We start from the raw sequence: 24,860 nt of genomic DNA, 5'->3' as shown, positions 1-24,860 counted from the left end.
AACTGAAGGGTTTTTTATTTTTGATATATGAGAAAGCATTTTGTAGTACTTTTAATAGCTGTCTTATCCATGGGTACAGCAGCCAACGCGCAACAAATTTTAGAAGATGCCGCCGGGCGACCGTTTAGAGCAAGTCAAGGAATTGAAGCATCAGGTAATCCACTGCTTTACGAAGACTGGATGCCAGGTACAGTCGAGTTGCAAGGTGGAAAAGTCTATAAAGACGTTCCTCTAAACATTAATTTACTTGATCAGCAGGTGTTGTTTAAGGGTAAGGATGGCACTAGCCTTATATTTACTGATAATGTCTCCTCAATCAGTTTTTCAGGGGCAGATGGAAAATCAGCTAAAATCTTCCGTCGTGGATTTCCGAATACATCACACACTACCGGCGAAACGTATTTCCAGGTTTTGGCTGATGGATCATTAACCCTTCTGAAAAGACAATGGAAAGTGATTTGGGAAGAAAAAACCTATAACTCTGCTACCATTACCAAAACGTTATTGGATAAGAACGAACTTTATGTTTTCGATAAAGAAAAAAACGAACTCACATTGGTTAAGCCTTCTAAATCTAAAATTCTAAGTTTGATGTCTAAGCATCAGTCCGAAGTTGAAACTTTCATTAAAGATAATAAGACCAACTTTAATAAAGACGAATCCTTAGCTCAATTATTTGTTTATTATAATGGATTATAAAGAATAACGTATTTTTTTAACTTAAGTATATAACGGATTTGGCTTAAACAGTCAAGTCCGTTTTTTTTTTAGTTTTTGATCATTTCATTCGATTGTCTTTATGAAATGTTGGCCTTAATTTCTAATTTGATTTTAATATTGTATGATAATTGCATTATTTTGGGCGGTTCGTTAATGAAAGCTTATTTTATTTGCAGAAATGAAATAATTTAAATGTTTATCTGTCTAAGCCAATTTTCCGGCGTTGCTACGGCCACTTTTGAGTCTAATTTTCGTGATAAAAATGAATCCTTATTAATAAATACTCGTATTTGAGTCTTTTTGAATAATACATTTGGCTTTCTTTTGTTAAAAATCTTCGAAATAGACTAGGCTAATTCGATTTACTATAAAAATTATCAATTATACACTAAAAAAACTTTGTGTAAAATTTGTAATACAAATTACTTCGTTTATCTTAGGTTAATTATTAACTAATCCAAACTTAAATTTTTATGAAAAAACTTCTACAAAGTTTGTTCATATTCCTGCTATTTGCATCAAGTGCAATGGCTCAGAATAGAACAATCTCAGGAACAGTTACGGGGAAGGAAGATGGCATGCCATTACCTGGCGTAAGTGTTAGAATCAAGGGTGCAACCGGAGGAACCACAACCGGCGCAGATGGTAAATACACTCTTAAAGTTAATTCAGCTGCAACTACACTTGAATTCGCTTTCGTTGGTTTTACAACGCAATCTAGAACACTTGGTTCTTCAAATACAGTTAACATAGCGTTAGAGAGCGATTCGCAGAATTTGAATGATGTCATTGTAACCGGGTACGGAACAATAAAAAGAAAAGATTTTGCGGGTGCGGCATCAAGTGTGAAAGGTGATGATCTTAAAGATAAACCCGTACAGAGTTTTGTTCAGGGTTTAACTGGACAAGCCGCTGGGGTGAGTATTATACAGCCAAATGGTTTGCTAAATAACCCACCTGTTATCAGAGTACGTGGGGTAAGTTCAATTTCATTGAGCTCATTTCCATTAGTTGTTGTTGATGGAATTCCATACCCTACTGCAGATGCATCTGCAAACTCTGCAACGAACAATCCTTTGGGAGACATTAACCCAGCAGATATAGAAACCATTGATATCTTAAAAGATGCTGCGTCTACCTCATTATACGGTTCTCGTGCCGCTGCCGGTGTACTGGTGATTACCACGAAACGTGGTAAATCAGGTCAGGCTAAAGTTAGCTACGATGGTTGGGTTGGCGTTTCAAATGCTGTTCGTTTACCAGAACTTTTAAATGCCCAACAGTATATAGATTCGAAAAATGCAGCGGTAAAAAATGCATTGGCATTAAATCCAAATGCAGTTACTGCATCACAGAGAGATGCAAATGGGAATAGTTTCTTTCCAAATTACAATGCAGATGGATCTGTTGTGGATACAAAATGGTATGACGTAGTCTATCGTACAGCTTATTCGCAAAACCATAATGTAACTGTTTCTGGAGGTACCGATAAAACAGTCTATTATTTATCAGGCGGTTTAACTGATCAGGATGGTTTCCTAAAAGCAAACTCTTTTAAGAGATATTCTGGCCGAGCTAACCTCACGCATCAGGCAACAAACTGGTTGAAATTGTTGTTAAATATGAATTACAACAACAGTTTTAATGCGTCTCCAAACAGTGGTTCCTCATCAGGTTCTGCATTTAACTCATCCGGTTTAGGGCGTATTGCTATTGCGTTGGCGCCAAACTTAAGACCGTATAATAACGATGGATCTTATAGTGTTTTAGCCAATGCAACCGGTAATGGAAACAATTTAATTGCAACCACATGGTCTAACCCAGCGGTTTTAATTGATAAGGATGTAAACTCTTCAGAAACCACTCGTCTACTTGCAAATTTAGGTGCCGAGATCAAGTTAATGGACGGTTTGATTTTCAAAACTACTTATTCATGGGATAGAAGTAACACCGAGAACATTCAATTTTGGAATCCGATAAATGGCGATGGATATTCCTTTGTAGGCTACGCTTATAATAATACCGCACGTAGAAATAATTGGAATTGGATTAACACGCTATCTTATAACAAATCTATAAATGGAGAACATAATTTCAACATTTCATTAGGGTCTGATGTTCAGAAAACAAGAACAATCAACTGGGGGTCAGTAAGACAAGGTTTGGCAGATCCAAGTTTCTTTACTAACTACGAAGGAACGTTTACAACAAACGTGGCTGGAGGGAATGGAATTACACAAAATGCCTACGAGGCATACCTAGCTAGTGCAAGTTATAATTATAAAGGGCGCTACTTCATTAGTGGAAATATTAGGAGAGATGGAAACTCTGCCTTTGATGAAACCAACCGATTCGGAACATTTGGTGGTGGCTCTGTAGCGTGGGAAATTGGACAGGAAGAATTTTTTAAAAATTCTTCCCTGGGTAAAACTGTAAATTCCCTTCGTTTGCGTGCAAGTTATGGCAAAGTAGGTAACGGAAATATTGCTGCATACAATACTTACAACACCTATGGATCAAGTATTTATGGACCAGCTGCTTTAAGTTGGGCCTTCAATCAGGCGGGAAATAAAGACCTTAAATGGGAAACCAGTAAGCAGACAGATATTGGTTTAACTATTGGCTTATTGCGTGACCGGATTACTTTTGAAGCAGATTATTTTAACAAAAACATCGATAACCTAATTTTGAGTGTTCCTCAGGCACCATCTAAAGGTATTCCAGATAACTCTATTCTTCAGAATATTGGTTCAATGTATAACAGAGGTTTTGAATTTGCACTAAGTGGCTCACCTGTTCGTGGATCTAAGTTCAGCTGGACAACTTCCTTGAATTTTACAACAATTAAAAACGAAGTAACTGCCTTAGCACCAGGGGTAACACAAATTACAGGATCTACAGGCGGCCTAGAGACTGCCAGTGTAACACGTGTTGGTTATCCCATTGGAAGTATTTTCGCAGTACCAACAGCAGGCGTAAATCCTGCAAATGGAAGAAGAATTTTCATTAACAAAGCAGGGCAGCAAGTACAATATTTACATCAAGGTGGTGCAAATGCCTGGACATATTTGGATGGAACTGTTGCGAGTTCTGTAGCTGGAGATCAGCAGATTTTGGGTAGTACTTTACCTAAATGGTATGGAGGTTTTAACAATACTTTCAGATATGGCGACTTTGATTTGAATATAATGTTTACTTATTCTGGCGGAAATTATATCTATAATGGTTCAAGAGCAGGTTTGTTGGATCAACGTTTCTGGAATAACTCTACCGAAGCCTTAAATGCATGGACACCGACTAACACGAATACCGATATTCCTAGAGTAGTTTATGGTGATAATATCTCTAATGGTTCATCATTTCCGATTGAGGCAAATGTTGAAAAAGGAGATTTCTTACGTCTGCAGTCTGCAACTTTGGGGTATAAGGTACCAAAGAGCGTTTTCGGAAAAAGTGGTATTTCCAGTTTAAGAGTTTATGCGCAGGTTAACAATGCGTTTATCATTACCGGTTATACAGGCGTTGACCCTGAAATTTCATCAAATGGAAACTCAAATTTAGCGAGTGGTGTTGAACGTAATAGTATTCCTCAAGGAAGACAGTTCACATTCGGTATCAGCTTAGGTTTGTAATATTTAAAGAGAATACACATGAAAAATCACATCAAATCATATAAGTTGCAACTTATAAAAATGGCCATTGTTGCAATCCCGTTGGTTACGGCGATATCTTCTTGCAAGAAAGATTTTTTAACTGCCGCTCCAGAATTGTCATTGTCTGACGCCAATGACTATGAATCTCCCGCCCGTATCGAAGCTTTAGTAAACGGACTTTATACGTCAGCAAAGAACGGTGCTTTATATGGCGGCCGTTACCAGATATATAACGATATCAGAGCGGAAGAATTTATAAACCGTACATCAAATAATGTTACTGGCTATAATGTTTATCAGGGAACAACAACCTCAACTGATACTTACGTCAACAATTTTTGGACACAAGGGTATCTCACAATCAATCGGGTGAATATTTTCCTTAAAGGACTGGATGCAAATCAAAGCGTTCTTACACCAGCTCTTTATGCAAACTATAGTGCTGAGGCAAAATTTATCCGTGCATTGACCTATTTCGGGCTGGTACAGATTTTTGCAAAACCATACGTATCTGATGCTGGTGCATCCAGAGGGTTACCTTTGCGATTAACTGCAGAACAATCTTCAGCAAATAATGAGTTGAGAAGCAGTTCTGTTGCACAAATATATGCCCAAATTTTGCAAGACTTAAACGATGCTGAAACAGGTTTACCCGATACTTATGGTACAGCTTTGTTGAGAACTACAAGAGCACATAAAAACACAGCTATTGCCTTAAAAACCCGTGTATATCTTACAATGGGAAATTATGCTCAAGTCATTACAGAAGGCAATAAAATTGTACCTAGCGTAGCGCCATTTACAAATACAGCAAGAACTGCGCATGCATTGCAAGCCAATATTGCAAGTGTTTTTGCAACACCATTTACGACGTCAGAATCAATTTTTTCATTCCCTTTTGCAGATACAAATGCGCCGGGCACTCAGAATCAATTTGGTTATTACTATAACGTGGGAAATCTTGAGTTTTACCTCAATCAAACAGGAACAGGTATTTATGTTGATCCAATATGGCCATCAACAGATGCACGCAAATCTGCTCTTACTGCAAATTATGCACTCTCTGCAACTAATACTGTTCGTATTTTAAGCAAGTACTCCGCTACTTCTCCATATTTGGACTATGCCCCAATGATTCGTTACTCTGAGGTTTTACTAAATGTGGCTGAAGCAGAGGCATTAGCGTCAGGTGGCAACTTGGTACGATCTAGAGCATTGTTAGACGCAGTACGCAAACGTTCTGACGCAAGTTATAACTTTGGAACTTTAGCAACTGGGACAGAATTGGCCGCTACTATTCTTAAAGAAAGAAGAATTGAACTTCTCGGCGAAGGTTTTCGCTACAATGATCTTGCTAGAAAGGCCACCCCACTTCCTTCATTTGGAGCTGGTTCCGCAATTCCGGTTGCAGATGCCAGATACACTTTCCCTATTCCATTAAATGAAGTTAATTACAACCCGGCAGTTAACTGGTAGTCTCTAATACAATAAAAAAACCGTCTCACAAGTACTTGTGAGACGGTTTTTTTATAATAGAATCTGTTAATCTTTTTTCTTCCGACAGAATTAAACAATTGTCCGGCGTGCAACCAGAACCGACAACTGGAATTGCGTGTCATTTCCCCAAAAACTTGATTGCTGAATTGTTCGGGTGTAGGTGCGATTTGAACACATGTTATTATTGACTATAAAACAGCTTTTAAATTAGACTTCGGCGTATGGTTGCCTTACTGCCTTAGTTTTTGTATTTTAGTATACCAGTCAGGCAACCAAAAAATAGTTTTCAGTTGGTATTTTTGGCTAATTAACTTACCATCTTACTTATGATGAGTCCGGAACGATTAATAGATGCAAGTTTTTCCAACGGTCCTGTAAGCTTTTATGAATAGGAATCTGAAGATTTGAAAGGACGTGCGACTGCCGTGCCTGCGGAAAAACTATAGAAATACAAAAGAGACTGCCTCCAGATGACAGCCTCTTTCCCAATTTAAAATGTTATATCATTAGCAGCCCTGTATCTACCACTGATCTTCACCTTCTGGATCAGTAACCTCAGACGTTTCGACATTCACTGCGAAAGTTTTAGTGATTACACTTTTAGGGCTGCCATCATTTGGGACAACATCAAACGTTACACGTACACCTACCACGCCTCCTCCCTGGCCGGTTGTGCCCACAGTGGAACCAATAACATATTGGCTCTCTCCAACAGTTTCATGTCCACCAACCATTTCGTACATATCAGAATAGTGTAATACGGCCTGATATCTGATATTTTGTATCGTTGCGATATTTAAAACAGAAGGATTAAAAATTAGGTTTAAACTTGATATGCGAGGACTATATACGTATTGCCTTTTAGGTGTGATATAGTTTCCAAAGCTATCTTTTTGAGGGATAATATGTACAACCTCTTCCATAATTGGTTTATTTGAAAGATAAAATACACCTAAAACATCATTATAAAGCGGTGTAAAACCTGGAGTGAAAGCTTGGTTGTATCCAGGAACGCTGAGCGCACCTGCACTTAGTAAAACATTGCTGGTCATTGTACCTGTTAAAGATACAGAAGCGTCAATCTTTAAACTAACATTGTCTGAACTGGCATCATTTTTACCGCCAAATATACCGCTAAATATATTTTCTACAACGCCTCCCAACGCACTGGTTAATTTACCGGCTACCAAGTTTTTTAAAGAGCTGTACAGTTGACTGGCTATCGATGGTTTTGCTTTTTCTACATCACTGTCTCCTTTAATTGTGAGTTGTGATCCATTGTTAATTGATATGGTAGGTGATACAGTTAAATCCAGTCCGGGGGTTGATATATTGCCTGTAAGCGTTCCGGTAATGGTTCCATTGATAGCAACCTGAGTAATTTGATTCGAAGTAATTGGCCAAATAAAATTTAGTGTACCAAAACTTTGTGCATAAAGATTCGGATCGTAAGCCAACTCATATTCGAATGCATACCAAGTAGCCGGCGCAACCTGCCATTGTTCCAATGTTGATGCAAAACCCGAATTGCTATTGAAGTCTACAACCTGAGCGCCCGCAAAATTCATAATTGGAGATGACGATGCGTACATTCCTTCAATACCTAGTTTATGTACGATATTGGCTGAAGCAATCAAATTGGTCGTGTTTGGAAGATAATAATACATCCTTAACAAACCCCTATATTTATTGTAAAGAATAAAGTATAGTCTATCTTGTGGCACTGACGTATTAAATGTATTGTAAACCAATGTCCAGCCATTGACAGACTTATAGTCATTAGCAATCTCAACTGTAAATTGTCTACTTGCTCCCGAGCCCCATGGAACAGGTATTGCCGCACTTCCAGCTGGGGTTGGCATAAAATCTGAGTTTTCCCAATCAAAGGCATAGGCGGGCGTGCCTGCCAATCTGTTTTCTGGCTTCAATAATGTTGATTGATTGTCAGTCTCTAGCCCCTTCTTACAAGAGACCATTCCCGAGATGATAAATGCCAACACGATTAATGTAAGTGGTTTTTGTCTTTTCATACCTTTTTTAGCTTACGTTTATTGTCTGATTTAAAGACAAAATACTCAAAAAAGATTTGAAAAGGGTTCCGGGGTACATAGATCGTACACTTTTCTTTATGAATGTTGAACCATTCAATTGTGTAGTTGATTTATTGTTTGTATTCCGGTGATTAACAGTTGTTTGAATGCAAATACAGCACTAACTTATGTGTAATTTATTATTTGTTGTCGAATCTATACTGTATCCAATTATTTTGCTCAAATGGTTAGAGGTTTATATTTACAGCGTATTATAATAGTCAAACAGCTTGGATAAGTCTTCGTCTTTTTTAAAACTGAGGGCATTCTCCCCAATGAATCTCGACAATTCCTCTTTATGCGAATCTAAGGCATCGATTATACTTTTTTTATCACGCTTGATTTTGATCATCTTTCCTTTCGAAAAAATAAAATACTGCTCGGAAGTAACAAAATTTTTTTGTGTTTTTGCTAAACCGTATTGCGTACTCTCTACAATTGATTTTTTTAGTTTTTTAAGCGCTACTGTATTGCCATCGTTCAATACTTGATAATAGCTTTTTTCCGTAAATTCTCCAATTGGAGGAAATCCATTTCTAAAAGTTAAAACTACCTGGGGATCCGTTTTTGAGCGACTGATCTTAAACTCTTTTATTGGATTCTTGAACGCAAATTCTGCCCCATATTTGTTTTTAAAACTAACACGATCAGCCTGTATGTCGTATCGCAAATCAAGATTGTCGTAATACGTATTATTTTCCTCCAAAGCATGCCCCTTGTAAAAATCATCATATAAATAAATACTTCCTACGACGTCTCCTGCAACTCTGGTTTCGATAGGCGTTCCGTTTAAATCCTGACTTATTTTAAATTGAGCATTACTTCTGTAAGCAGATATACTTAACAGGGCCGCGGCTAAAATGCTTTTTTTCATTTTGATTAGTTTTTTGTATAAAAGTAATCATAAGCGCTTGTTCTTCAAAGCATAAATAGATCTTTCCATGCAGGAAATACTGGCTAAATTATACATCTCTATAGGCGGCATGTATTATTTACAGTCATCTTGCAGTCTCTATAATGCTCCAATTTTAAGTCCCATAGATTTTGATTTCAGAAATTAATTTTAAAACATAGTTAATCGATTTGTAGAGGCTCATAAATAGAATGACGCTGGTTGTTTATAGAAAAATATTTACAACATAATAGCCGAATCATTGTGAAGGAAAGCCATCTCCTACTTCTTATCCACACTATATTTTCCCGGTCCGATAAAAATCAAACTGAAAAATACGATGCCCAATTCTATGGCATGACTGGCGCCGCCAATTCCATCGCCTTTATTTAAGTGTACCATTGTGGCAATAATCATCGTGAAAACTAACAGAATACATACAGGGCGGTAAGAAAGGCCTACGATTAATAGAAAACCGCCGAAAGTTTCAGTGGCGGCTGCCATAAATCCCCAGAAAACCGGAAGAAAATCAACTCCAATTACTTTCATACTTCCACCTAAACCTACCCAGCCGTTTGGTCCTCCAGCCAGTTTCGGAAAACCATGTATAATAAACATTGAGCCCACACCTAAGCGCAGCAACAACAAACCTGTATTGCGGTACTTCCCTAAATTGTCAAAAATTGCCATTATTGATATATTTGAATTGAACGTTTTTTTCTTCTATTTGAAGTGTAATATCGGCACCAAGCACCATACTCAGGTTATTATCTATATGGCCTGTCGGGAAATTAAAGCATACCGGAAAATCATATTCCCGAACTGCATCCAAAATGACTTCTTCCGCAGTTTGTCCGAACGAAATTTTTTCTTCCACAATTTCATTAAATGCACCAACAATTAACCCTTTCAGGTTTTTTAATTTTCCTGCACGTTGCAACATACGCATCATCCGGTCTATTGCATATTCCTGTTCGCCAACGTCTTCAAGAAAAAGAATTTTCCCATCAAAATCCATTTCAGATAAAGAGCCCTGCATCATGCAAAGAAGGGTCAGATTTCCACCAATTAAGTTACCTGAACAAGTTCCCGAACGATTTTTAAATACGCTATGATAGCTGTATTCAAGAGTTTCGCCAAATAAAGATTTTCTAAGTGCTTCTAAAGACTTTGGTGTGGCTTCATCAAAAGTATAAGGCATTTGCGCATGAATACATTGGGTTCCCGTTTCAGCAATAATATGCGAAAGTAACACCGTGATGTCACTAAAACCGACAACCCATTTCGGATGTTGTTTAAACACCGTAAAATCAAGCTGGTCTATGATTCGGATGGTGCCATAACCACCTCTGCCGGCAATAATGGCTTTGATAGACACATCATCCAGAAACGTCTGTATGTCTTCAGCACGTAAAGCATCACTTCCGGCAAACTGATGATGGCTGGCATACAGGCTTTTTCCTATTACAACTTCCAATCCCCAGTTTCTGAGTATTTGCAATGCGAAATCAATCTTTTTTGGCAATTTTTTAGCCGGGCAAACCAAGGCTATCTTATCTCCTTTTTTTAAATACGGGGGCTGCTTAATCATCTATAAAAACACTTATCTTTGCCAAAATAATAAAAATTGTTTTGGATAATAATAAAATAAAACGATATACCGTTACCGCTGCCCTTCCCTACACCAATGGGCCTGTTCATATTGGGCATTTGGCCGGCGTATATGTACCTGCAGATATTTATGCCCGTTATTTAAGGTCGACAAAAAGAGACGTAAAGTTTGTTTGCGGTTCTGATGAAAACGGCGTTCCGATTACACTTAAAGCTAAACGCGAAGGTGTAACGCCACAAGAAATTGTAGATAAATACCATAAAATTATTGGCGATTCTTTTAAAGAATTTGGAATCTCATTTGATATTTACCACCGCACATCTTCGCAAACCCATCACCAAACTGCTGCAGATTTCTTCACCACGCTTTATGATAAAGGCGTATTTACCGAGGAAGTAACAGAACAGTATTATGATGAAACTGCGAAACAGTTTCTTGCCGATAGATATATAACGGGTACCTGCCCGAAATGTGGCAATGAAAATGCCTATGGCGATCAATGTGAAAACTGCGGATCAACGTTGAATGCAACCGATCTGATCAATCCAAAGTCTACATTATCCGGAAGTAAACCCATTTTAAAAGAAACTAAAAACTGGTTTTTACCTTTGGATAAATATGAAGGCCAACTGCGCGAATATATTGAAGGGCACAAAGAATGGCGTCCAAATGTTTACGGGCAATGCCAGAGTTGGCTTAATGCCGGTTTACAGCCGCGTGCAATGACGCGCGATTTAGATTGGGGAATCCGTGTTCCGCTTAGAGATGCCGAAGGAAAAGTTTTATACGTTTGGTTTGATGCACCTATCGGATATATTTCTGCAACCAAAGAGTTGTGCAATTATGCAAAATTGGATGTTTGGAACCCGATGGCAGAAGAGTATTACATCAGTAATTTCAACAATGATAAATGTGGTTGGGAAGAATATTGGAAAAGTGACGAAACCAAATTGGTTCATTTTATTGGTAAAGACAACATCGTTTTCCATTGTATCATTTTCCCGGCAATGTTAATGGCGCATGGCGGATATACGCTTGCAGATAACGTTCCGGCGAATGAATTTTTAAATCTCGAAGGTCAAAAAATATCGACTTCCAAAAACTGGGCCGTTTGGTTAAACGAATACCTGCGCGAGTTTGAAGGTAAGCAAGATGTTCTTCGTTATGTTTTAACGGCTACTGCTCCCGAAACTAAAGATAACGATTTTACCTGGAAAGATTTTCAGGCACGCAATAACAATGAACTGGTTGCCATTCTGGGCAATTTTGTAAACCGTGTTGTGGTGCTGACGCATAAATACTTTGGCGGCTCTGTACCAACTTGTATGGAAATTACACCTGTAGATCAGGCTGTGATTGACGAATTGGCATCTTATCCGGCAAAAATATCGGCATCAATAGAAAATTATCGCTTCCGTGAGGCTTTGGCCGAAGTGATGAATGTAGCACGTTTGGGCAATAAATATCTTGCAGAAACAGAACCTTGGAAATTGATTAAGACGGATGAAGATCGGGTGCGCACTATTTTGCACATCTCTCTTCAAATTGCTGCCAATATTCAGATTCTGATTGAACCTTTCTTACCATTTACTGCTGAAAAATTGATGCATATGCTGAAAAACGGTGGACATGATTGGGCAGATGCAGGTCAAATCAACCTGATTAAACGCGGTCATGCAATTGGCGAGGCAACTCTTTTATTTGAGAAAATTGAAGATGCAGAAATTGATTTCCAGATTGAGAAATTAAATCAAAGCAAAGCGAGTAATGCTGCAGGTGCTGCTGTGGCTGTTCCGGCGAAAGAGAACATTCAGTTTGATGATTTCTCAGCGATGGATATCCGTGTAGCGACGATTATTGCAGCAGAAAAAGTTGAAAAAACTAAAAAGCTTTTAAAATTGACGGTAAATACCGGAATTGACGAGCGTATAGTTGTTTCTGGTATAGCCGAGCATTACAAGCCGGAAGATATTATTGGTAAACAAGTAAGCATGATTGTTAATCTTGCACCAAGAGAAATCAAAGGAATCGTATCTCAAGGAATGATTTTAATGGCAGAAAATGCGGAAGGTAAACTGGTATTTGTATCACCGACCGAGCATTTTCAAAATGGAAGCGTAATCCGATAAATTCTTCTTTTACATAAAGCGCCATTTAACGATAAGTTAAATGGCGCTTTTTTTATCGGCGAAATTTTTATGGATTCATCCGATTGAAATAATCCGTAATCGTTTCGTTATTGGCTTCTGCCCTATCGGCACTGGTACCAAAAGTGAGCTCTGTTTTTCCATCTTTTAGTTGTTCGAATACAGAAGATACAAATTCACTTACCGAAGGGAAGTTGTTGTGAATACCTTTACCACCCAAATCTGTGTTCAACGCTGGCGGAATCATTTCGATCACTTCAACCGCAGAATCTTTTAAACTGTGGCGAAGAGAAAGTGTAAACGAACGCATAAACGCTTTTGTACCACAATATACGGGAACGGAAGAAAGTGGGACAAATGCGAGCCCGGAAGTCACATTTATAATCGTGTCAAGCATATTTAGGTTGCTGAATAATTTTGTTAAATGTAAAGGTGCCAGAATATTGGTGGTGATTTCTGCGCTGCTTTTTTCGTAAAAATCAGTATCGCTAATATTCATCCAGTTTTGAATCCCTGCGTTATTGATCAGTACATTTAAGTCGCTATGGTTTTCAGCAATCCATTCGTATAAGTCTATTCGGTCTGCTTCGAGTGATAAATCGCATACTTTGGTGATCACCGACGGTAGTTTCTCAGCCGCTTCCATTAAAGCAGATTCGCGTCTTCCACAAATGATAACGGTATTATTTTCATGTATAAAACGCTCTGCAAGGCCTAAACCAATTCCGCTTGCGCCACCTGTAATCAGGATTTTATTATTTGCTAGTTTCATCTTCTATTAAATTGATAATCAAAGATCAGACTATTGAAAGTATTTATTATGGTGAGTAGTACAGTTTTTTAATGATGAAGATTTTGGTTTTTTAGGGATTTCCAGACTCAAAAATGTACTTAAAGATAAAAGGGCTTTCAGCCCTCTTTTATTTTAATCAAATTTAAAAAAGTGGTCCCGACGAGAAAAATTCACCCTTAAGACATAATCAAAGTGAATCAATTCAAAATTGATTATTCCGAATCAAATTATTTTACCTTTTATTTATCCTTATAAAGTATGTCAATCGATTTTTATACAAAAAAATAATTTTCGAAACGCCTTTAGGCTATGTATTTACCTGTATCAGAGCTAAATAACGGGACTTATTAACTCAAAATAAAACACTCCAATACTTGAACAGATTGAACGATATGCATCATATCAAATTCCAATAGACAATTCACCTTGACAAAAGTTCCTGAAAGCCTAATCAGTGATTTTTTTTTGAGCCCTACCAAGCGAAAACAACCTGCACCAATATAAAGATCGCCAACTTTCCGGCCATTCACCCACATTCTGAAAGCAGCGGTCTAAGGATTCAAGTTAGTAGTAGTGACGGAGCGTATAAGATTTCCATAACCCGAATATGTTTCTAAAAAATGTTCTGGAAAAGCAGTACGACAGGTTGATCATTGTCATACTGTAGCTTACTCCTATTTTTAATGAGTGCTTTAGACATGTAATCTAAAGCTTTTATTCGTCAAAAAACTAGACAAAAAACCTTCGCCAACAAAACCTATCATCAATTAATTAGTGTTTTAAGGTCGCTATCTTGTCCAATCATATTTAATTTGCCCAATAAATAGGAATTATCTGCATACATTTCAGAATCGAGCTTAACAACTTTCTTCATCGAATAGTTAAGTTGTTTTACCGATGCGTCATACCCAATAAAAACGATGCGGTTTTTATCAATATGGTTTTTTTCTATAAAAATCTTCCAATTAAATAATGTTTGAAGACACACAGAACATCCACCATCAATCAATACAATTGCAATGTTTTTTTCTTTCTGATTTGTAAGAAAGGTTTTAAGCGTGTTTGTTGTGTCAGAAATATTCTGAAGTTAAAGTATCTTATCGTCAGTTTTCAGTTTTTTCGAAAGTGTCGGTAAAGGTTTCAGATTGGCTGTAGTCGGTTTAGGGTTGATCAGGTTGGCAACCAGAAAATATATTCCTGCACTCATACCCATAACGAGTGGATAAAAGATGAAATCTTTTTTATACCAAGGTTTTTTCATTTGAATTTTTAATGAGGTTTTAGGTCATCATTGGTGATGGTCTTACTGCTTTCCTTTACCACTTCTTTTTGCTTGCCGAACTTGTAATTAATTCCCAATGAGAATTGACGGGCATAATTCTGTAGCCTCATAGTTTGGTAAGAATCAACTGTAAATCTTTCATTATTAAGGTACCGATACTTGCGGAAAGGGTTTGTTGTTGATGCAGTAATATTTAGGTTGTTTTTTAGTAGTGATTTTGTAATGGTGGCAGAGTAGGTAAAAATTTGGGAAGTTTTACCCTGAAGCAGTATGATTCCATTATTATATGAACCATTCATATTTATTCTAAAGTTTTTATCAAATCTTTTAGAAATCGAGCTGTATATATTATAAGTTGTACCTGAATTTGAGTAATAATTGTTATTAAGCTGCCCCTCTATTTTATTGTTTGTAGCCGAAGCGTTCAGGTTTGCGCTTGTCGATTTACCAGGCTTAAAACTTAAGCTGATATTAGCCCCAAAATTCCTTTTTCTGCTACCATTTTGATAGGTAGATTGAAATACATTCGTAATGGGATCAAATAGATTTACAATTTCAATATTGCCTTTTGAGAATGAATAATCTGCCCCCACATCAAGTGATACTTTACCCGAATAGTTATAATAAAGTTCAAAATTATTGGTCATGGAAGAGGTAAGAAAAGGATTTCCGAAAGAAATATTCCGAGGATCGATATTATTGATAAAGGGATTAAGCTCCCAAATACCTGGACGCTCTAATCTCTTTGTATAGCTTGCTGTAATTGAATTAGCTTCAGACAGTTTCTGTTGAACAGATAATGCCGGAATAAAGCTAAAATATGGCTTTAGGGAGGAATTGCTCTCAAGTCCTTCGATGTTTGAGGTTGTTCTCTCAAGCCTCAACCCTGCTTTTATGTCTGTGGACTTTGTTGTGAACAAATAAGAATTGTAAAAGCTGTAAACATTTTGGTCGTAAATGAAATTATTGTAGATGTAGTTGGTTGACGTTCGAGACCAATAATCACTGAAATTGGTTCTTAGTATCGCTTTTAATCCTGCTTCTATCTGAACTTTTTTGATTGGATATGATAAATCCATCTGAAATGTGTTTTCCTTTCTGCCTGCTCCATTGAACTGTGTATTATTTAATGGTTGATTAGTGGAAAACTGATCTGAATTATTATCCAGTTTGTCATTTCCTTGGGCGTAGCTGTAGGAGAAAGTAATAAACCTTTCGCTGTTTTTTCTGAACTTAATCTCATAGTTAGTGTTAACATCGAATGATAAAGAGGAATTGATATCATTATAATTTAGATCATAACTTTCCAAGAGAGCATTGTTATTTGACAGCCTCGAAGCTTGTCTTGTGTAATTCTTGCCATTATTACCATTTATGCTTGCCGATACCGTTAATAGTTTCAAAGAATCAAATTGATAACTCGAACTAAACTGGCCGTATTGGAAATTGTTATTAGAGCGGTTTAAACTGTTTTGAATAAAACTATCGTTATTTGTTTTTGATAGGCGAATCAGGATACTTTCTGTTTCTGGTGATTTAATTTGGGAAATCCCACCATTTACAGAAAAGCCAAATTTCTTTTTAGCGTATGAGAAGGCGGCATTTCCTGATGGGCCGTCAGGAGTGACATATCTTACACCAAATTTTGCAGTGTATAGGTCACTTTCCTTTTTAATCATCACAATATTAATGATTCCTCCTAGCCCTTCTGCATCGTATTTAACGGGGGGAGAGGTGATAACCTCAATTCTTAAAATTGAACTGGCAGGAATGTTCCTTAATGCATCAGCAATGTTTCTTACAAACAATGCGGATGGTTTGTTATCAATGAATACTTTAAAGTTAGCAAATCCCTTGATGCGTATATTTTTTTCACCATCTATCGATATTAATGGGACTTTTCTCAATACTTCAAATAGTGACAGGGATTTGCTATCAGGATCATCCGATACTTTGTAAATAAGTCGATCTATTTCGCGCTTTATTATTTTTTTCTGGGTAGAAATATTGACATCTGAAAGACTTGTCGATGTTTCAGTTAAAGCAATATTTATAACCAAAGTATCTTTAGTCAAACTAGTTATTGCAAATGATTTTTTGGCTTCCTTGTAACCCAAAGCTTTGACGGAAAGCTGATATTTTCCATTGACTGTAGGATTTAGCAATGCAATTCCCTTGGAATTGGTTATGGCGTTGGTCTGTTTGTTTGTCACCTTACTTATCAATTCGGCTGAAGCGTTGCTAATAGGTCGTGTGGAAATTGAATCTGTAAGTTGTATTTTTATCGATTTGGTTTGGCTAAATGATGCGAATGGCAGTAAGAATAATATTGTGTATAGGAATTTCATTTAGTCATTTTAGCTCTGAGGGTAGAGTATATTGTCACCTGTTGGTAATTTACGAATAATGTGCCCGGCCTAGTCCGCTTAAAAAATAAAGAGTCCGAAGATTATCAGACTCTTTATTTAGACTAACCGCCTTGGTAAGATTTGTCATTATAGTTGTGTCCGTTAAGACCGCAAATATGACTTTTCGCAGGATAGCAACTGCCGTTTTCGGCGGCTAATGTTTCTTCTTGTGCAGAGGCAGTTTTAGGAGTAACCAAGCTTGCTGCCTGAGCGAACATTGCTCCCAAGGCAACGAACAATAAAATTTTTTTAGTGCGTAACATAGTTTTTTGAGATTTCGCCAGTTAATTTGGCTGGTTATTTTGCTTACTATTTGAAAGGTTTTCAGCATTCCCTCATGTCGGCCGGACATAGAACGAATTTATGTACAAAACTGATATACGATGCAAACTTTAAGCCTAAGAATAAATTAGGGTTAATAACTCTTTCTGAGAATATTAATTTTTATTTGGTTTCTTGATTTTCTGCAGACTCAATTATTTTAGATGCTTTAACGCCAAGAATTAAACTGATTAAATAAAGCTTGCTAGTATTGATTTCAAATCGTCCATTTTCAATATTGGCGTAAGCTTCGACCGTTATTCCATGTTTAAAAGCAATATAATGTGTTTAATTCTTGTTGTTTTCTCAGAGTTTTAATTACTAACCTACTTCCTTTTTTGTAATTGAGAGATAAGACAATGCTAATATATTCAAAACACAAATAAATTACTAACTAAACACAATAAATTATTCCCAAATTGTTTATCCTTGTAGGCTAAGATCACAAATTCTTGAATTGCACAATACTATATAAGCCAGTACCTTAACACGTCTATAAGCTCAATTTCATTAGTGATTCCTAAAATTGAGCCTATTGAACACAAATCCAAGTGCAAATGTGGTTAACAATCAACAAAAAATGTTTTCGCCACATAACATTGACAATCATATGAAAACAGATTAATAGACATTGTGTATGAACACCTAATTGAGCGACATTTAGAGTTGTTTCTCTTTTTTACCTTATGCAAGCAGATACATTGAGTATTGAAAGCAATATTTGTATGCTACTTTTCTAGCCCCTTGAAACAAAAAAGCCAGCAGCTATATGTAACTACTGGCAAAAGGGGTGGTCCCGACGAGAATCGAACTCATATCTAAAGTTTAGGAAACTTCTATTCTATCCGTTGAACTACGGGACCAAGCTCTGTGAGCAGCGCAAATATAACAAAAGTTTTTACGCCTGCGCAGTCAATTTTTTGCCTGCAAAGGATCCCCAATGATAAAAAGACACGCGTCTTTTCTCGATTCAGTCAACATATTTCATTAAAGTTAGATGCATTACAATCATTTGGTAATTATTTTCGGTATAACATTATTCGTTGTACAAGTTTTCGTCGAGAAATTTCGTGTGTTGGTCTAGCGCTTATTGAAGCTGGTATAATACGCACTTTTTGCCTGCAACGTTTGCGGCCTGATGGCGTCTTAATATCAAAACAATAACAAAAACCTAAAATATAAAAGATATGAAAACTTTAGCAAAAACATTATTCGCAGCAGCAGTAACAGCAGTAGTATTAACTTCATCAGCCGTGGCAACATTCGCTTCAGAGCCAGTTAAAACCGAAACAAAAACTTTAGATCGCGCTAAATTCAACAGAATTTGGGTAAGTGGAAATGTAAAGGTTGTTTTAACGCAAGGCGATACTCAAAAAGTAGAAGGCGATAGCAATTACGATGCATCAAAAACCTCTGTAACCACAGATGGAAGAACACTTTTTATCAATTCAATGGAAACTACACAAGTAACATTAAACATTACTGTAAAGGATTTGGAAAGGATTGAAGCATACGGCCAATCTGTTGTGGTAACTAGAAAGAATTTTGATGTAAAAAACCTTCAGTTGTTCTTAAGTCAGAGCGCTACAGCGAAAATCAATACCACTGCAGAAAGTTTATATACTGTTGTAAAGGAAGATGCAGTGTTGAAATTAAACGGTACTGCTGTACAAAGCACCATGATAGCCAGCAATATGAAGAATGTAAAACTTACAGATTTTACCGCAATTAAAGGAACTTCATATACACCTGAAGCCATTCTGATCGCAGAACAAAATGCCATGACTTTATCCAAATAAAATACTTCAAAACGTTAATAAGCTGCCCATTTGGGCGGCTTTTTTTATGTGTAAAGGTTCTGTTTCGGAGGTTAAAGTTTTTCAGGCACAAGATTGTTATGCAATACCTCTACTTTCCTGCGGAACCGGAAAAATTGAAACACAGTAACAAACAGATAAATTAGCGAAAAACAAAATAGCGTAATAAAAGGACTATACTGAAACGTTAGATAATTACGAATAACTACAATTGCAATGCAGGTTACTCCAATTATCGGCAAGCCTAAAAACGAAAGAAAGGAAAGGAAATAGCGTTGTACAATTTTCGGAATCAGGTTTAGAAAAAATGCAGCAGAACAGATCAGCATTGCGATAAAGTATACAATAGAAAAGCCTAGATTGAGCAGAATTTCCATAATGTAAATGACAGTACCCAGGAAGCTGTCGTCTGTTGTGTTTGATTCAGCAATAAATACTCTGTATAAAATAAACAGTAAAATACTGATCAAAATATTATTTTTCCAAAATCTAAAGATCAATTTTTTCATTGCTTAACCAGAGATGCGTTTACAGATTTTAACCAGTAGCTTAGTTAAGCCAAGATAAGAGATTAAGCAGATAAAACCGATTATAAATCTGGAAGGCAAAATTAGACGCCAATAACGTGTCTGCAGTTACAAAACCACAGACACGCGAAAACGTTTTAAATTGACGTAACGACTTCGTCTAATGCGAAGCGGTTTTTTGGATGAACAGAAGGATGCATATAATCGGTGAGATCAGCATAACCTACTGTAACGGCAAAAAGAGGTGAGAAACCGTCCTGATTCAGAATTTCTTTATATGCCTGGCGGTTAATGCCTTCCATTGGTGTTGCATCTAAGCCCATGCTGGCACATGCACTCAGAAAAAATCCAAGCGAAAGGTAAACCTGATTTTCCATCCAGGATTTTGTTGCGGCTTCACCTCTCGATTTCACCATTGGACGATAAAAACCATTTACCCAGGCTTCTGGCAAAATAGAAAGGTTGCGGCTTTCCAGATCTTCAATCTCATCCAACACACTAAATACAACAAGAAGACTAACGTCATTAATAGAATTTTCATTCATGTAAGATTGAGCCGCAAGTTTTTCTTTTACTTCTGGCTGGGTTACAAATGTGAATTTCCAGGGCTGACTGTTTATAGAAGACGGACTTAAACGAATAATTTCTTTAAGTGCTTCGATCTGATCGTCCGATAGTTTTTGCGATGAATCGTATTTTTTGGTCGCATATCTGCGTTTGGCAATCTCTAAAAAACTCATACTGTTTTTAAATTAAGGATTAAAATTTATGGATGTTTAATTGGTTTATTTTATCGCTCAATCGAGATATAAAACAAACTATACTTTTTATAGTTGCAAAAGTATACTCTGCAATTTACCTTTGCAATAACGGTCAAAATTGATAGTAGCTTATGTACAGTATAGAAAATAAAAAGTATCCATGCAGCACCAGTCTAACCATGAAATATATTGGTGGAAAATGGAAAGCGGTAATTTTGATTCATCTGATGGCGAAAAAAAGGTATAGCGAATTAAGGCGTGAAATCCCAATGGTTACAGAAAGGACTTTAAGTTTACAGTTGAAAGAGCTTGAAGATGATGGTTTAATTAGCAGAACGGCTCATAATACAAAACCACCGCTTAAAGTAGATTATGAATTGACACATTTTGGCCAAACTTTAATTCCCTTATTGTTGGCCATTGCAAAATGGGGCCACGAAACAGGCATGCAAAATCAAAATATACTTTTTTTACCAGATGAAGCGATGGATTGTACTGTTTTGGAAGAAACCTGATATCAAAAATTTAAAACTTCGCTACCCAGCGTACTTCTTCAATCGCATTATTTTAAGTGCAGAAATCAATTGTTCAAAATTACATTTGTGAATTGAAAGATGCTCCAGCTGATCCAGAATCTGAACAGCTTTTTGCAATATGCCAAACATCAATTGGATTTTGTTTCTGGCCGTTTAGTGCAGGCATTTAAAAGTTTCTACAGTGCGGTCAACGTTTTTGAATGGTGTAAAACTTTGCGCCGGATTTCTGGAAGATGAATACTGATTTTTCATGTCTGAAGTCTTTTTTTATTGATCCGAATTTAGACTGGAACTATAAAAATCTTAAACGATAATAAACCATCGATGAGATCAGAGAAATGAGTAATCGATCAGAAAATGTATCTTGTAGAAAGTTAACCTAAACAAATTATTTAAAAATACGCTCCCTTGGCTTACTCAAAAGAAGAACGCGAAAGAAATAAGCTTGTCTTGCTCGCTACACTTAATTATTTAATTGAAAACCACATAGACGGAATTGCTTTTGACGACTATAACCCGATGAAGGAATTCTATTTGAGCGAAATTGAACGTACCCAAATAGACATCCAAAAATCAAGATCCGGTAGAATTAAGAACAGATTAGACAGGTTGCTTAAGCATTTGGGGTTTAAAAATGTTCCGCGGTTTAAAAAGTATATTCATACACACACAGGATATGAAATTGAGCTAACTGACCAAGTCAAAGCAGGGGTTTCACAAATGCTTGTTCCAGATTATAAGGGAGTTATTCTGTTCAATAATATAGAGAACTATTTGGCTATTTATGAAGATGCTCCTGAAGAGCAGGAAAATGTAGCGATCTTAAAAGAAATGCTTGCAAAATGGCAGGCTATGAGGGATAAACTCATCGCAGATGAGGGTGTAATCACCGTAAGCAAACATATTGTGGTTACGGGCACAAAGCAGCGAGAATACAGTGATGAAGAATATCAGAAATATACTTCTAAGTGGCGGATATACGAAAAAACCTCGCCAGATGGGTTCTCCAGTTTGAGGCTGGAAATCAGCGGCTCGGGCGAATGTGTTTTAACTTATGTTGTGATTTCGCTTCGAGGCGGTTCAGGGGTAATTTATTCAGCCAGAGGCGAAAGACTCCCGATAAATGCATATTGGGAAAATGAACATCAAATTGTAATTGAAATGCCGAATGAATATGAAACATTTTTCAAATACAATAAGGTAAGCAGCTATGGCAGTACGATAAATATCGAATATCGCCTGTCGAACAATTAATTTTCTAAAGGTATAAAATGTTGTTTATTTAAAGATGCGCTTCTAAGAAAACTAGAAATTTATTTTACTGATCTTTGCAATAAAGTTTGCGGGTTGTAATTCTCTACTATTGCTTTTTCCAGCTAAACAACCATTCCGGAAGTTGCCTATTGAGCAAAAATGGAATTACAATGTTATTGTGGTTCAGATGAGTAAACTCCGTAAAACGCATGTACGGATTCTGTTGAAATTTTTTGTCAAGCGCAACGCTTCCGGCGAAAGGATTTTCTGTATCCATTGCGCCGTGAATTAACCAAATCGGGCATTTTTGAAGATAATCTGTAGCCGTAAAATCTGGAACCGCTGCAATACAAACCACCGCAGCAATTTTTTTGTCTTGGTAACGCAACAAGTTTTGCACGGTAGAGCCGCCCATAGAATATCCAATCAAATAAATCCGTTTTTGATCGATGTTTGGATGTTGTTTAACAATCAGATCAATCAGTTTACTCAGTTCAGCAACCTCTGTTGAAGGATTGGAAACAAGTAAACCCTCCTCATTTTCGTGGTAAACAGAAGAGCGTTCAGAAAATTGTGGCGCCAAAACAAAGCAAGGGAAATCTTTACGAATATCTTCTCGCAACCATATTTTCGCCAGATTTTCCAGCTGCGCTTGATTATCTGTTCCAATTCTGGAAGAGTTGTGCAAAGTGATTACCAACGGATATTTGATTGCTTTTGATTCAACTTCGGGCAAAAGCAATCGATATGGCATCGAGATATTTTTATACGAGAAATGCGCAGAAGTGAATTGATCTACAGCCAACACATCCATTTGTTTACGCGTTTTGATAAAACGTAAACTGTCCATTTCAATAGGGTCTGTAAAGTGCTTCTGACTAAAAGATATGGTCGATTTGCAAATGAAAGCGAGAATAAGAGCAGCGTTTTGAATGAGATGGCGTTTCATGAGCGTTGAAAATTATAGGGCCGAAACTATGAGTTTTGTCCGGTTTATCCAAGAAAATCCCTTTATGGGCAAATTAAACTATTGCCGAAAATTCTGATACCTAAACCTAGGTTATACGGCTGGGTTGCTCTGTATAATTTTCAGCATCGCGGCATTAAATGCAGGTGTATTTGCTTCAAGACTAGAGAAAAATTCCTGATCGGCAAGTTCTACGGCCAGCATGGCTTTCTGCAAAACTTCAGCTCCAGATTGTGTAAGACGCACAATCTTCGCACGCGTATCAGTTTTGTGCGCCATCCTGATTAGAAATTTCTTTTCTTCTAGTGTTCGTAAGACTTTAGAAACCATCATTCGGTCTGCATTTCCCTGGTTGGCAATATCTACTTGTGTTACAGAATCGCTGGTTTTAGAGAGCCAGGCTACGGCAGCTAGAAGTACAAATTGGGTTTGTGTTAGATCAAGCGGATCTAAAATGCGTTTGTGTTTTCTTTGCCATAAGAGCGTTAGCTGGCCCAAAAGATAACCCGGACTATCTTCCGGCCGTTTAAATTGAAATTCAATATCTTTATTCATGATCGTTCAGCATCGTTTCCGCAATTAAATTAAAATCTTCTTTTTGAATTTCAAAGAAACCATATCGGAAAGGAAATCCCCAGCTTTTTTTATTTTTTATAAAATTCAATCCGGCAATTAAGGGTAAAATGGATACTTCGCGGGCAGGCAGAAAATCAATTGCCCTACGCGATGGACAAAAATGATCTGAAAGTTGTACGTGGTAAATATCATCATCGGCAACTTTGCCTATAGCCGTAAATGCCTGGCATGTTTGTGGTTTTCCCATCGTTTGTTTAGCCGAGTAAAAAACAACCAGATCGTTTTTTTGCATCCTTAGTAAACGAGATTTTTTGCCGTGGCAAGCTTGCGCAATGCCTTGTTGCAAAGCATTCTGCACATGATCTTTAGAGGCTACAATAATCCAGTATTTGTTTTTGGTGGCGTTCATTACCATTTAATTGCTTTGCAAAAAAGTGATGTTATATCCGTCCGGATCTCTTACCACAATGATTTTTCCAAAAGGAGTCTGCTGTACCGGTGTTAAAACCAGAACGTCTTTGGCCAATAGATCGGTGCGTAAATCTTCAACTTCACCATCTATGGCAAACCAAAGTGACGCACCAACACCAAGTTCTTTGCCAACGATATCGCCAATAGGCGTACGAATCGCGAAACTCGCTTCGCCATCATTGTACTTAAATATGCATGCCGCCGGGTTTGATGCATCGGCAATTTCAAAGCCCAGTTTGTTGGTATAAAAGTCTTTTGAAAGTTCCAGATCTCTTACCTGAAGAGATGTAAATGTCAATTTTCTCATATTTTTATATTTGTTGTCACAAATATAGTATGCGCGACAACAAAAAACAAATCAATTTAATTTTTAATTTTTCTGAGTTTGTTAAAGCTTAATTAGAGTAATCAGGCGATAGAAGTTTGTTGAGTTTCTTGTGTAAAAAACTCACCCAAAAAAAGGGGCAGAAATACGAATGTATCTGCCCCACTTAGAAATTTTGTTATTAAAAGGATAAGGTGACTGTAAATTTTGA

General features: G+C 37.0%; 22 protein-coding genes and 1 tRNA gene. 7 read left to right on the top strand and 16 right to left on the bottom strand.

Translation table 11 applies throughout. The annotated features are described in order from the left end of the window. Window positions 1-27 precede the first annotated feature (27 nt). The 3 genes from ACJVDH_RS19900 (at window position 28) to ACJVDH_RS19890 (ending at window position 5,849) form a co-directional block, all read left to right on the top strand. The gene (locus tag ACJVDH_RS19900; RefSeq protein WP_443945153.1) at window positions 28-699 is read left to right on the top strand and encodes a hypothetical protein; all 672 of its coding nucleotides are present in this window, start codon (window positions 28-30) and stop codon (window positions 697-699) included. Window positions 700-1,193: 494 nt separating this feature from the next. Then, window positions 1,194-4,352 (top strand): SusC/RagA family TonB-linked outer membrane protein, encoded by a 3,159-nt coding sequence (locus tag ACJVDH_RS19895; protein ID WP_443945152.1) that lies wholly within the window; start codon window positions 1,194-1,196, stop codon window positions 4,350-4,352. An 18-nt stretch (window positions 4,353-4,370) separates the two neighbouring features. Continuing rightward, entirely contained in the window at window positions 4,371-5,849 is a 1,479-nt protein-coding gene (locus ACJVDH_RS19890) for a RagB/SusD family nutrient uptake outer membrane protein (protein ID WP_443945151.1), read from the top strand. Between the two features lie 542 nt (window positions 5,850-6,391). Here the strand turns inward: ACJVDH_RS19890 and ACJVDH_RS19885 are convergent. The 4 genes from ACJVDH_RS19885 to ACJVDH_RS19870 form a co-directional block, all read right to left on the bottom strand. Continuing rightward, window positions 6,392-7,900, bottom strand: coding sequence for a hypothetical protein (locus ACJVDH_RS19885; protein ID WP_443945150.1), 1,509 nt, complete (start codon window positions 7,898-7,900; stop codon window positions 6,392-6,394). A 262-nt stretch (window positions 7,901-8,162) separates the two neighbouring features. Then, a complete protein-coding gene (locus tag ACJVDH_RS19880) occupies window positions 8,163-8,834 on the bottom strand; it encodes a hypothetical protein (protein WP_443945149.1) in 672 nt (223 codons plus the stop codon). Window positions 8,835-9,134: 300 nt separating this feature from the next. Then, entirely contained in the window at window positions 9,135-9,542 is a 408-nt protein-coding gene (locus tag ACJVDH_RS19875; RefSeq protein WP_443945148.1) for a DoxX family protein, read from the bottom strand. Beyond that, entirely contained in the window at window positions 9,529-10,443 is a 915-nt protein-coding gene (locus ACJVDH_RS19870) for a S66 peptidase family protein (protein WP_443945147.1), read from the bottom strand. Before ACJVDH_RS19870 ends, ACJVDH_RS19875 begins: the two co-directional genes overlap by 14 nt. Before the next feature lie 41 nt (window positions 10,444-10,484). Here ACJVDH_RS19870 and metG point away from each other — a divergent pair, with 41 nt between their 5' ends. Beyond that, the gene (metG, locus tag ACJVDH_RS19865) at window positions 10,485-12,593 is read left to right on the top strand and encodes a methionine--tRNA ligase (RefSeq protein ID WP_443945146.1); all 2,109 of its coding nucleotides are present in this window, start codon (window positions 10,485-10,487) and stop codon (window positions 12,591-12,593) included. Window positions 12,594-12,660: 67 nt separating this feature from the next. On the opposite strand, the gene ACJVDH_RS19860 is transcribed toward metG, so the two are convergent. The 6 genes from ACJVDH_RS19860 to ACJVDH_RS19835 form a co-directional block, all read right to left on the bottom strand. Further along, window positions 12,661-13,383 carry an SDR family oxidoreductase gene (locus tag ACJVDH_RS19860; protein ID WP_443945145.1) on the bottom strand — a complete coding sequence of 241 codons (723 nt, stop codon included), beginning with the start codon at window positions 13,381-13,383 and terminating at the stop codon, window positions 12,661-12,663. A 1,108-nt stretch (window positions 13,384-14,491) separates the two neighbouring features. Continuing rightward, on the bottom strand, window positions 14,492-14,665 hold the full coding sequence (locus ACJVDH_RS19855) for a hypothetical protein (protein WP_443945144.1): 174 nt from the start codon (window positions 14,663-14,665) through the stop codon (window positions 14,492-14,494). 8 nt (window positions 14,666-14,673) lie between these two features. After that, complete coding sequence (locus ACJVDH_RS19850) at window positions 14,674-17,034, bottom strand: outer membrane beta-barrel protein (protein WP_443945143.1); 2,361 nt, start codon at window positions 17,032-17,034, stop codon at window positions 14,674-14,676. A gap of 122 nt (window positions 17,035-17,156) precedes the next feature. Next, on the bottom strand, window positions 17,157-17,357 hold the full coding sequence (locus tag ACJVDH_RS19845) for a hypothetical protein (RefSeq protein ID WP_443945142.1): 201 nt from the start codon (window positions 17,355-17,357) through the stop codon (window positions 17,157-17,159). A 181-nt stretch (window positions 17,358-17,538) separates the two neighbouring features. Next, window positions 17,539-17,694 (bottom strand): helix-turn-helix domain-containing protein, encoded by a 156-nt coding sequence (locus tag ACJVDH_RS19840; protein WP_443947640.1) that lies wholly within the window; start codon window positions 17,692-17,694, stop codon window positions 17,539-17,541. A gap of 512 nt (window positions 17,695-18,206) precedes the next feature. Continuing rightward, window positions 18,207-18,278, bottom strand: a tRNA-Arg gene (locus ACJVDH_RS19835). 324 nt (window positions 18,279-18,602) lie between these two features. Between ACJVDH_RS19835 and ACJVDH_RS19830 the strand changes: the two genes are divergently transcribed. Further along, on the top strand, window positions 18,603-19,214 hold the full coding sequence (locus ACJVDH_RS19830; RefSeq protein ID WP_443945141.1) for a GIN domain-containing protein: 612 nt from the start codon (window positions 18,603-18,605) through the stop codon (window positions 19,212-19,214). Window positions 19,215-19,285: 71 nt separating this feature from the next. On the opposite strand, the gene ACJVDH_RS19825 is transcribed toward ACJVDH_RS19830, so the two are convergent. Continuing rightward, window positions 19,286-19,741 carry a hypothetical protein gene (locus ACJVDH_RS19825; protein WP_443945140.1) on the bottom strand — a complete coding sequence of 152 codons (456 nt, stop codon included), beginning with the start codon at window positions 19,739-19,741 and terminating at the stop codon, window positions 19,286-19,288. Between the two features lie 155 nt (window positions 19,742-19,896). Further along, the gene (locus ACJVDH_RS19820; protein ID WP_443945139.1) at window positions 19,897-20,499 is read right to left on the bottom strand and encodes a nitroreductase family protein; all 603 of its coding nucleotides are present in this window, start codon (window positions 20,497-20,499) and stop codon (window positions 19,897-19,899) included. A gap of 152 nt (window positions 20,500-20,651) precedes the next feature. On the opposite strand from ACJVDH_RS19820, the gene ACJVDH_RS19815 reads away from it, so the two are divergent. Together ACJVDH_RS19815 and ACJVDH_RS19810 are read left to right on the top strand one after the other, a co-directional pair. Continuing rightward, complete coding sequence (locus ACJVDH_RS19815; protein ID WP_443945138.1) at window positions 20,652-21,035, top strand: winged helix-turn-helix transcriptional regulator; 384 nt, start codon at window positions 20,652-20,654, stop codon at window positions 21,033-21,035. Between the two features lie 429 nt (window positions 21,036-21,464). Continuing rightward, window positions 21,465-22,310: a hypothetical protein gene (locus ACJVDH_RS19810; RefSeq protein ID WP_443945137.1), complete on the top strand. Its 846-nt coding sequence runs from the start codon at window positions 21,465-21,467 to the stop codon at window positions 22,308-22,310. 106 nt (window positions 22,311-22,416) lie between these two features. Here the strand turns inward: ACJVDH_RS19810 and ACJVDH_RS19805 are convergent, their stop codons facing one another. The 4 genes from ACJVDH_RS19805 to ACJVDH_RS19790 form a co-directional block, all read right to left on the bottom strand. Then, window positions 22,417-23,259 (bottom strand): alpha/beta fold hydrolase, encoded by an 843-nt coding sequence (locus ACJVDH_RS19805; protein WP_443945136.1) that lies wholly within the window; start codon window positions 23,257-23,259, stop codon window positions 22,417-22,419. A gap of 111 nt (window positions 23,260-23,370) precedes the next feature. Next, the gene (locus ACJVDH_RS19800) at window positions 23,371-23,832 is read right to left on the bottom strand and encodes a MarR family winged helix-turn-helix transcriptional regulator (RefSeq protein WP_443945135.1); all 462 of its coding nucleotides are present in this window, start codon (window positions 23,830-23,832) and stop codon (window positions 23,371-23,373) included. Then, window positions 23,825-24,262 carry an EVE domain-containing protein gene (locus tag ACJVDH_RS19795; RefSeq protein WP_443945134.1) on the bottom strand — a complete coding sequence of 146 codons (438 nt, stop codon included), beginning with the start codon at window positions 24,260-24,262 and terminating at the stop codon, window positions 23,825-23,827. The genes ACJVDH_RS19800 and ACJVDH_RS19795 overlap by 8 nt, the downstream gene beginning before the upstream one ends. A 6-nt stretch (window positions 24,263-24,268) precedes the next feature. Next, window positions 24,269-24,631: a VOC family protein gene (locus ACJVDH_RS19790; protein ID WP_443945133.1), complete on the bottom strand. Its 363-nt coding sequence runs from the start codon at window positions 24,629-24,631 to the stop codon at window positions 24,269-24,271. Window positions 24,632-24,860 lie beyond the last annotated feature (229 nt).

This window comes from Pedobacter terrestris, from assembly GCF_052343045.1.
Classification (GTDB): Bacteria; Bacteroidota; Bacteroidia; order Sphingobacteriales; family Sphingobacteriaceae; genus Pedobacter.
The sequence above is the reverse complement of the archived record's forward strand: the minus strand, read 5'-3'. Positions and strand labels throughout refer to the sequence as shown.

Coding starts and splice junctions, on each gene's coding strand:
- ACJVDH_RS19900 (WP_443945153.1), top strand. CDS start 28: ATGAGAAAGCATTTTGTAGTACTTTTAATAGCTGTCTTATCCATGGGT.
- ACJVDH_RS19895 (WP_443945152.1), top strand. CDS start 1,194: ATGAAAAAACTTCTACAAAGTTTGTTCATATTCCTGCTATTTGCATCA.
- ACJVDH_RS19890 (WP_443945151.1), top strand. CDS start 4,371: ATGAAAAATCACATCAAATCATATAAGTTGCAACTTATAAAAATGGCC.
- ACJVDH_RS19885 (WP_443945150.1), bottom strand. CDS start 7,900: ATGAAAAGACAAAAACCACTTACATTAATCGTGTTGGCATTTATCATC.
- ACJVDH_RS19880 (WP_443945149.1), bottom strand. CDS start 8,834: ATGAAAAAAAGCATTTTAGCCGCGGCCCTGTTAAGTATATCTGCTTAC.
- ACJVDH_RS19875 (WP_443945148.1), bottom strand. CDS start 9,542: ATGGCAATTTTTGACAATTTAGGGAAGTACCGCAATACAGGTTTGTTG.
- ACJVDH_RS19870 (WP_443945147.1), bottom strand. CDS start 10,443: ATGATTAAGCAGCCCCCGTATTTAAAAAAAGGAGATAAGATAGCCTTG.
- ACJVDH_RS19860 (WP_443945145.1), bottom strand. CDS start 13,383: ATGAAACTAGCAAATAATAAAATCCTGATTACAGGTGGCGCAAGCGGA.
- ACJVDH_RS19855 (WP_443945144.1), bottom strand. CDS start 14,665: ATGAAAAAACCTTGGTATAAAAAAGATTTCATCTTTTATCCACTCGTT.
- ACJVDH_RS19850 (WP_443945143.1), bottom strand. CDS start 17,034: ATGAAATTCCTATACACAATATTATTCTTACTGCCATTCGCATCATTT.
- ACJVDH_RS19845 (WP_443945142.1), bottom strand. CDS start 17,357: ATGTTACGCACTAAAAAAATTTTATTGTTCGTTGCCTTGGGAGCAATG.
- ACJVDH_RS19830 (WP_443945141.1), top strand. CDS start 18,603: ATGAAAACTTTAGCAAAAACATTATTCGCAGCAGCAGTAACAGCAGTA.
- ACJVDH_RS19825 (WP_443945140.1), bottom strand. CDS start 19,741: ATGAAAAAATTGATCTTTAGATTTTGGAAAAATAATATTTTGATCAGT.
- ACJVDH_RS19820 (WP_443945139.1), bottom strand. CDS start 20,499: ATGAGTTTTTTAGAGATTGCCAAACGCAGATATGCGACCAAAAAATAC.
- ACJVDH_RS19815 (WP_443945138.1), top strand. CDS start 20,652: ATGTACAGTATAGAAAATAAAAAGTATCCATGCAGCACCAGTCTAACC.
- ACJVDH_RS19805 (WP_443945136.1), bottom strand. CDS start 23,259: ATGAAACGCCATCTCATTCAAAACGCTGCTCTTATTCTCGCTTTCATT.
- ACJVDH_RS19800 (WP_443945135.1), bottom strand. CDS start 23,832: ATGAATAAAGATATTGAATTTCAATTTAAACGGCCGGAAGATAGTCCG.
- ACJVDH_RS19795 (WP_443945134.1), bottom strand. CDS start 24,262: ATGAACGCCACCAAAAACAAATACTGGATTATTGTAGCCTCTAAAGAT.
- ACJVDH_RS19790 (WP_443945133.1), bottom strand. CDS start 24,631: ATGAGAAAATTGACATTTACATCTCTTCAGGTAAGAGATCTGGAACTT.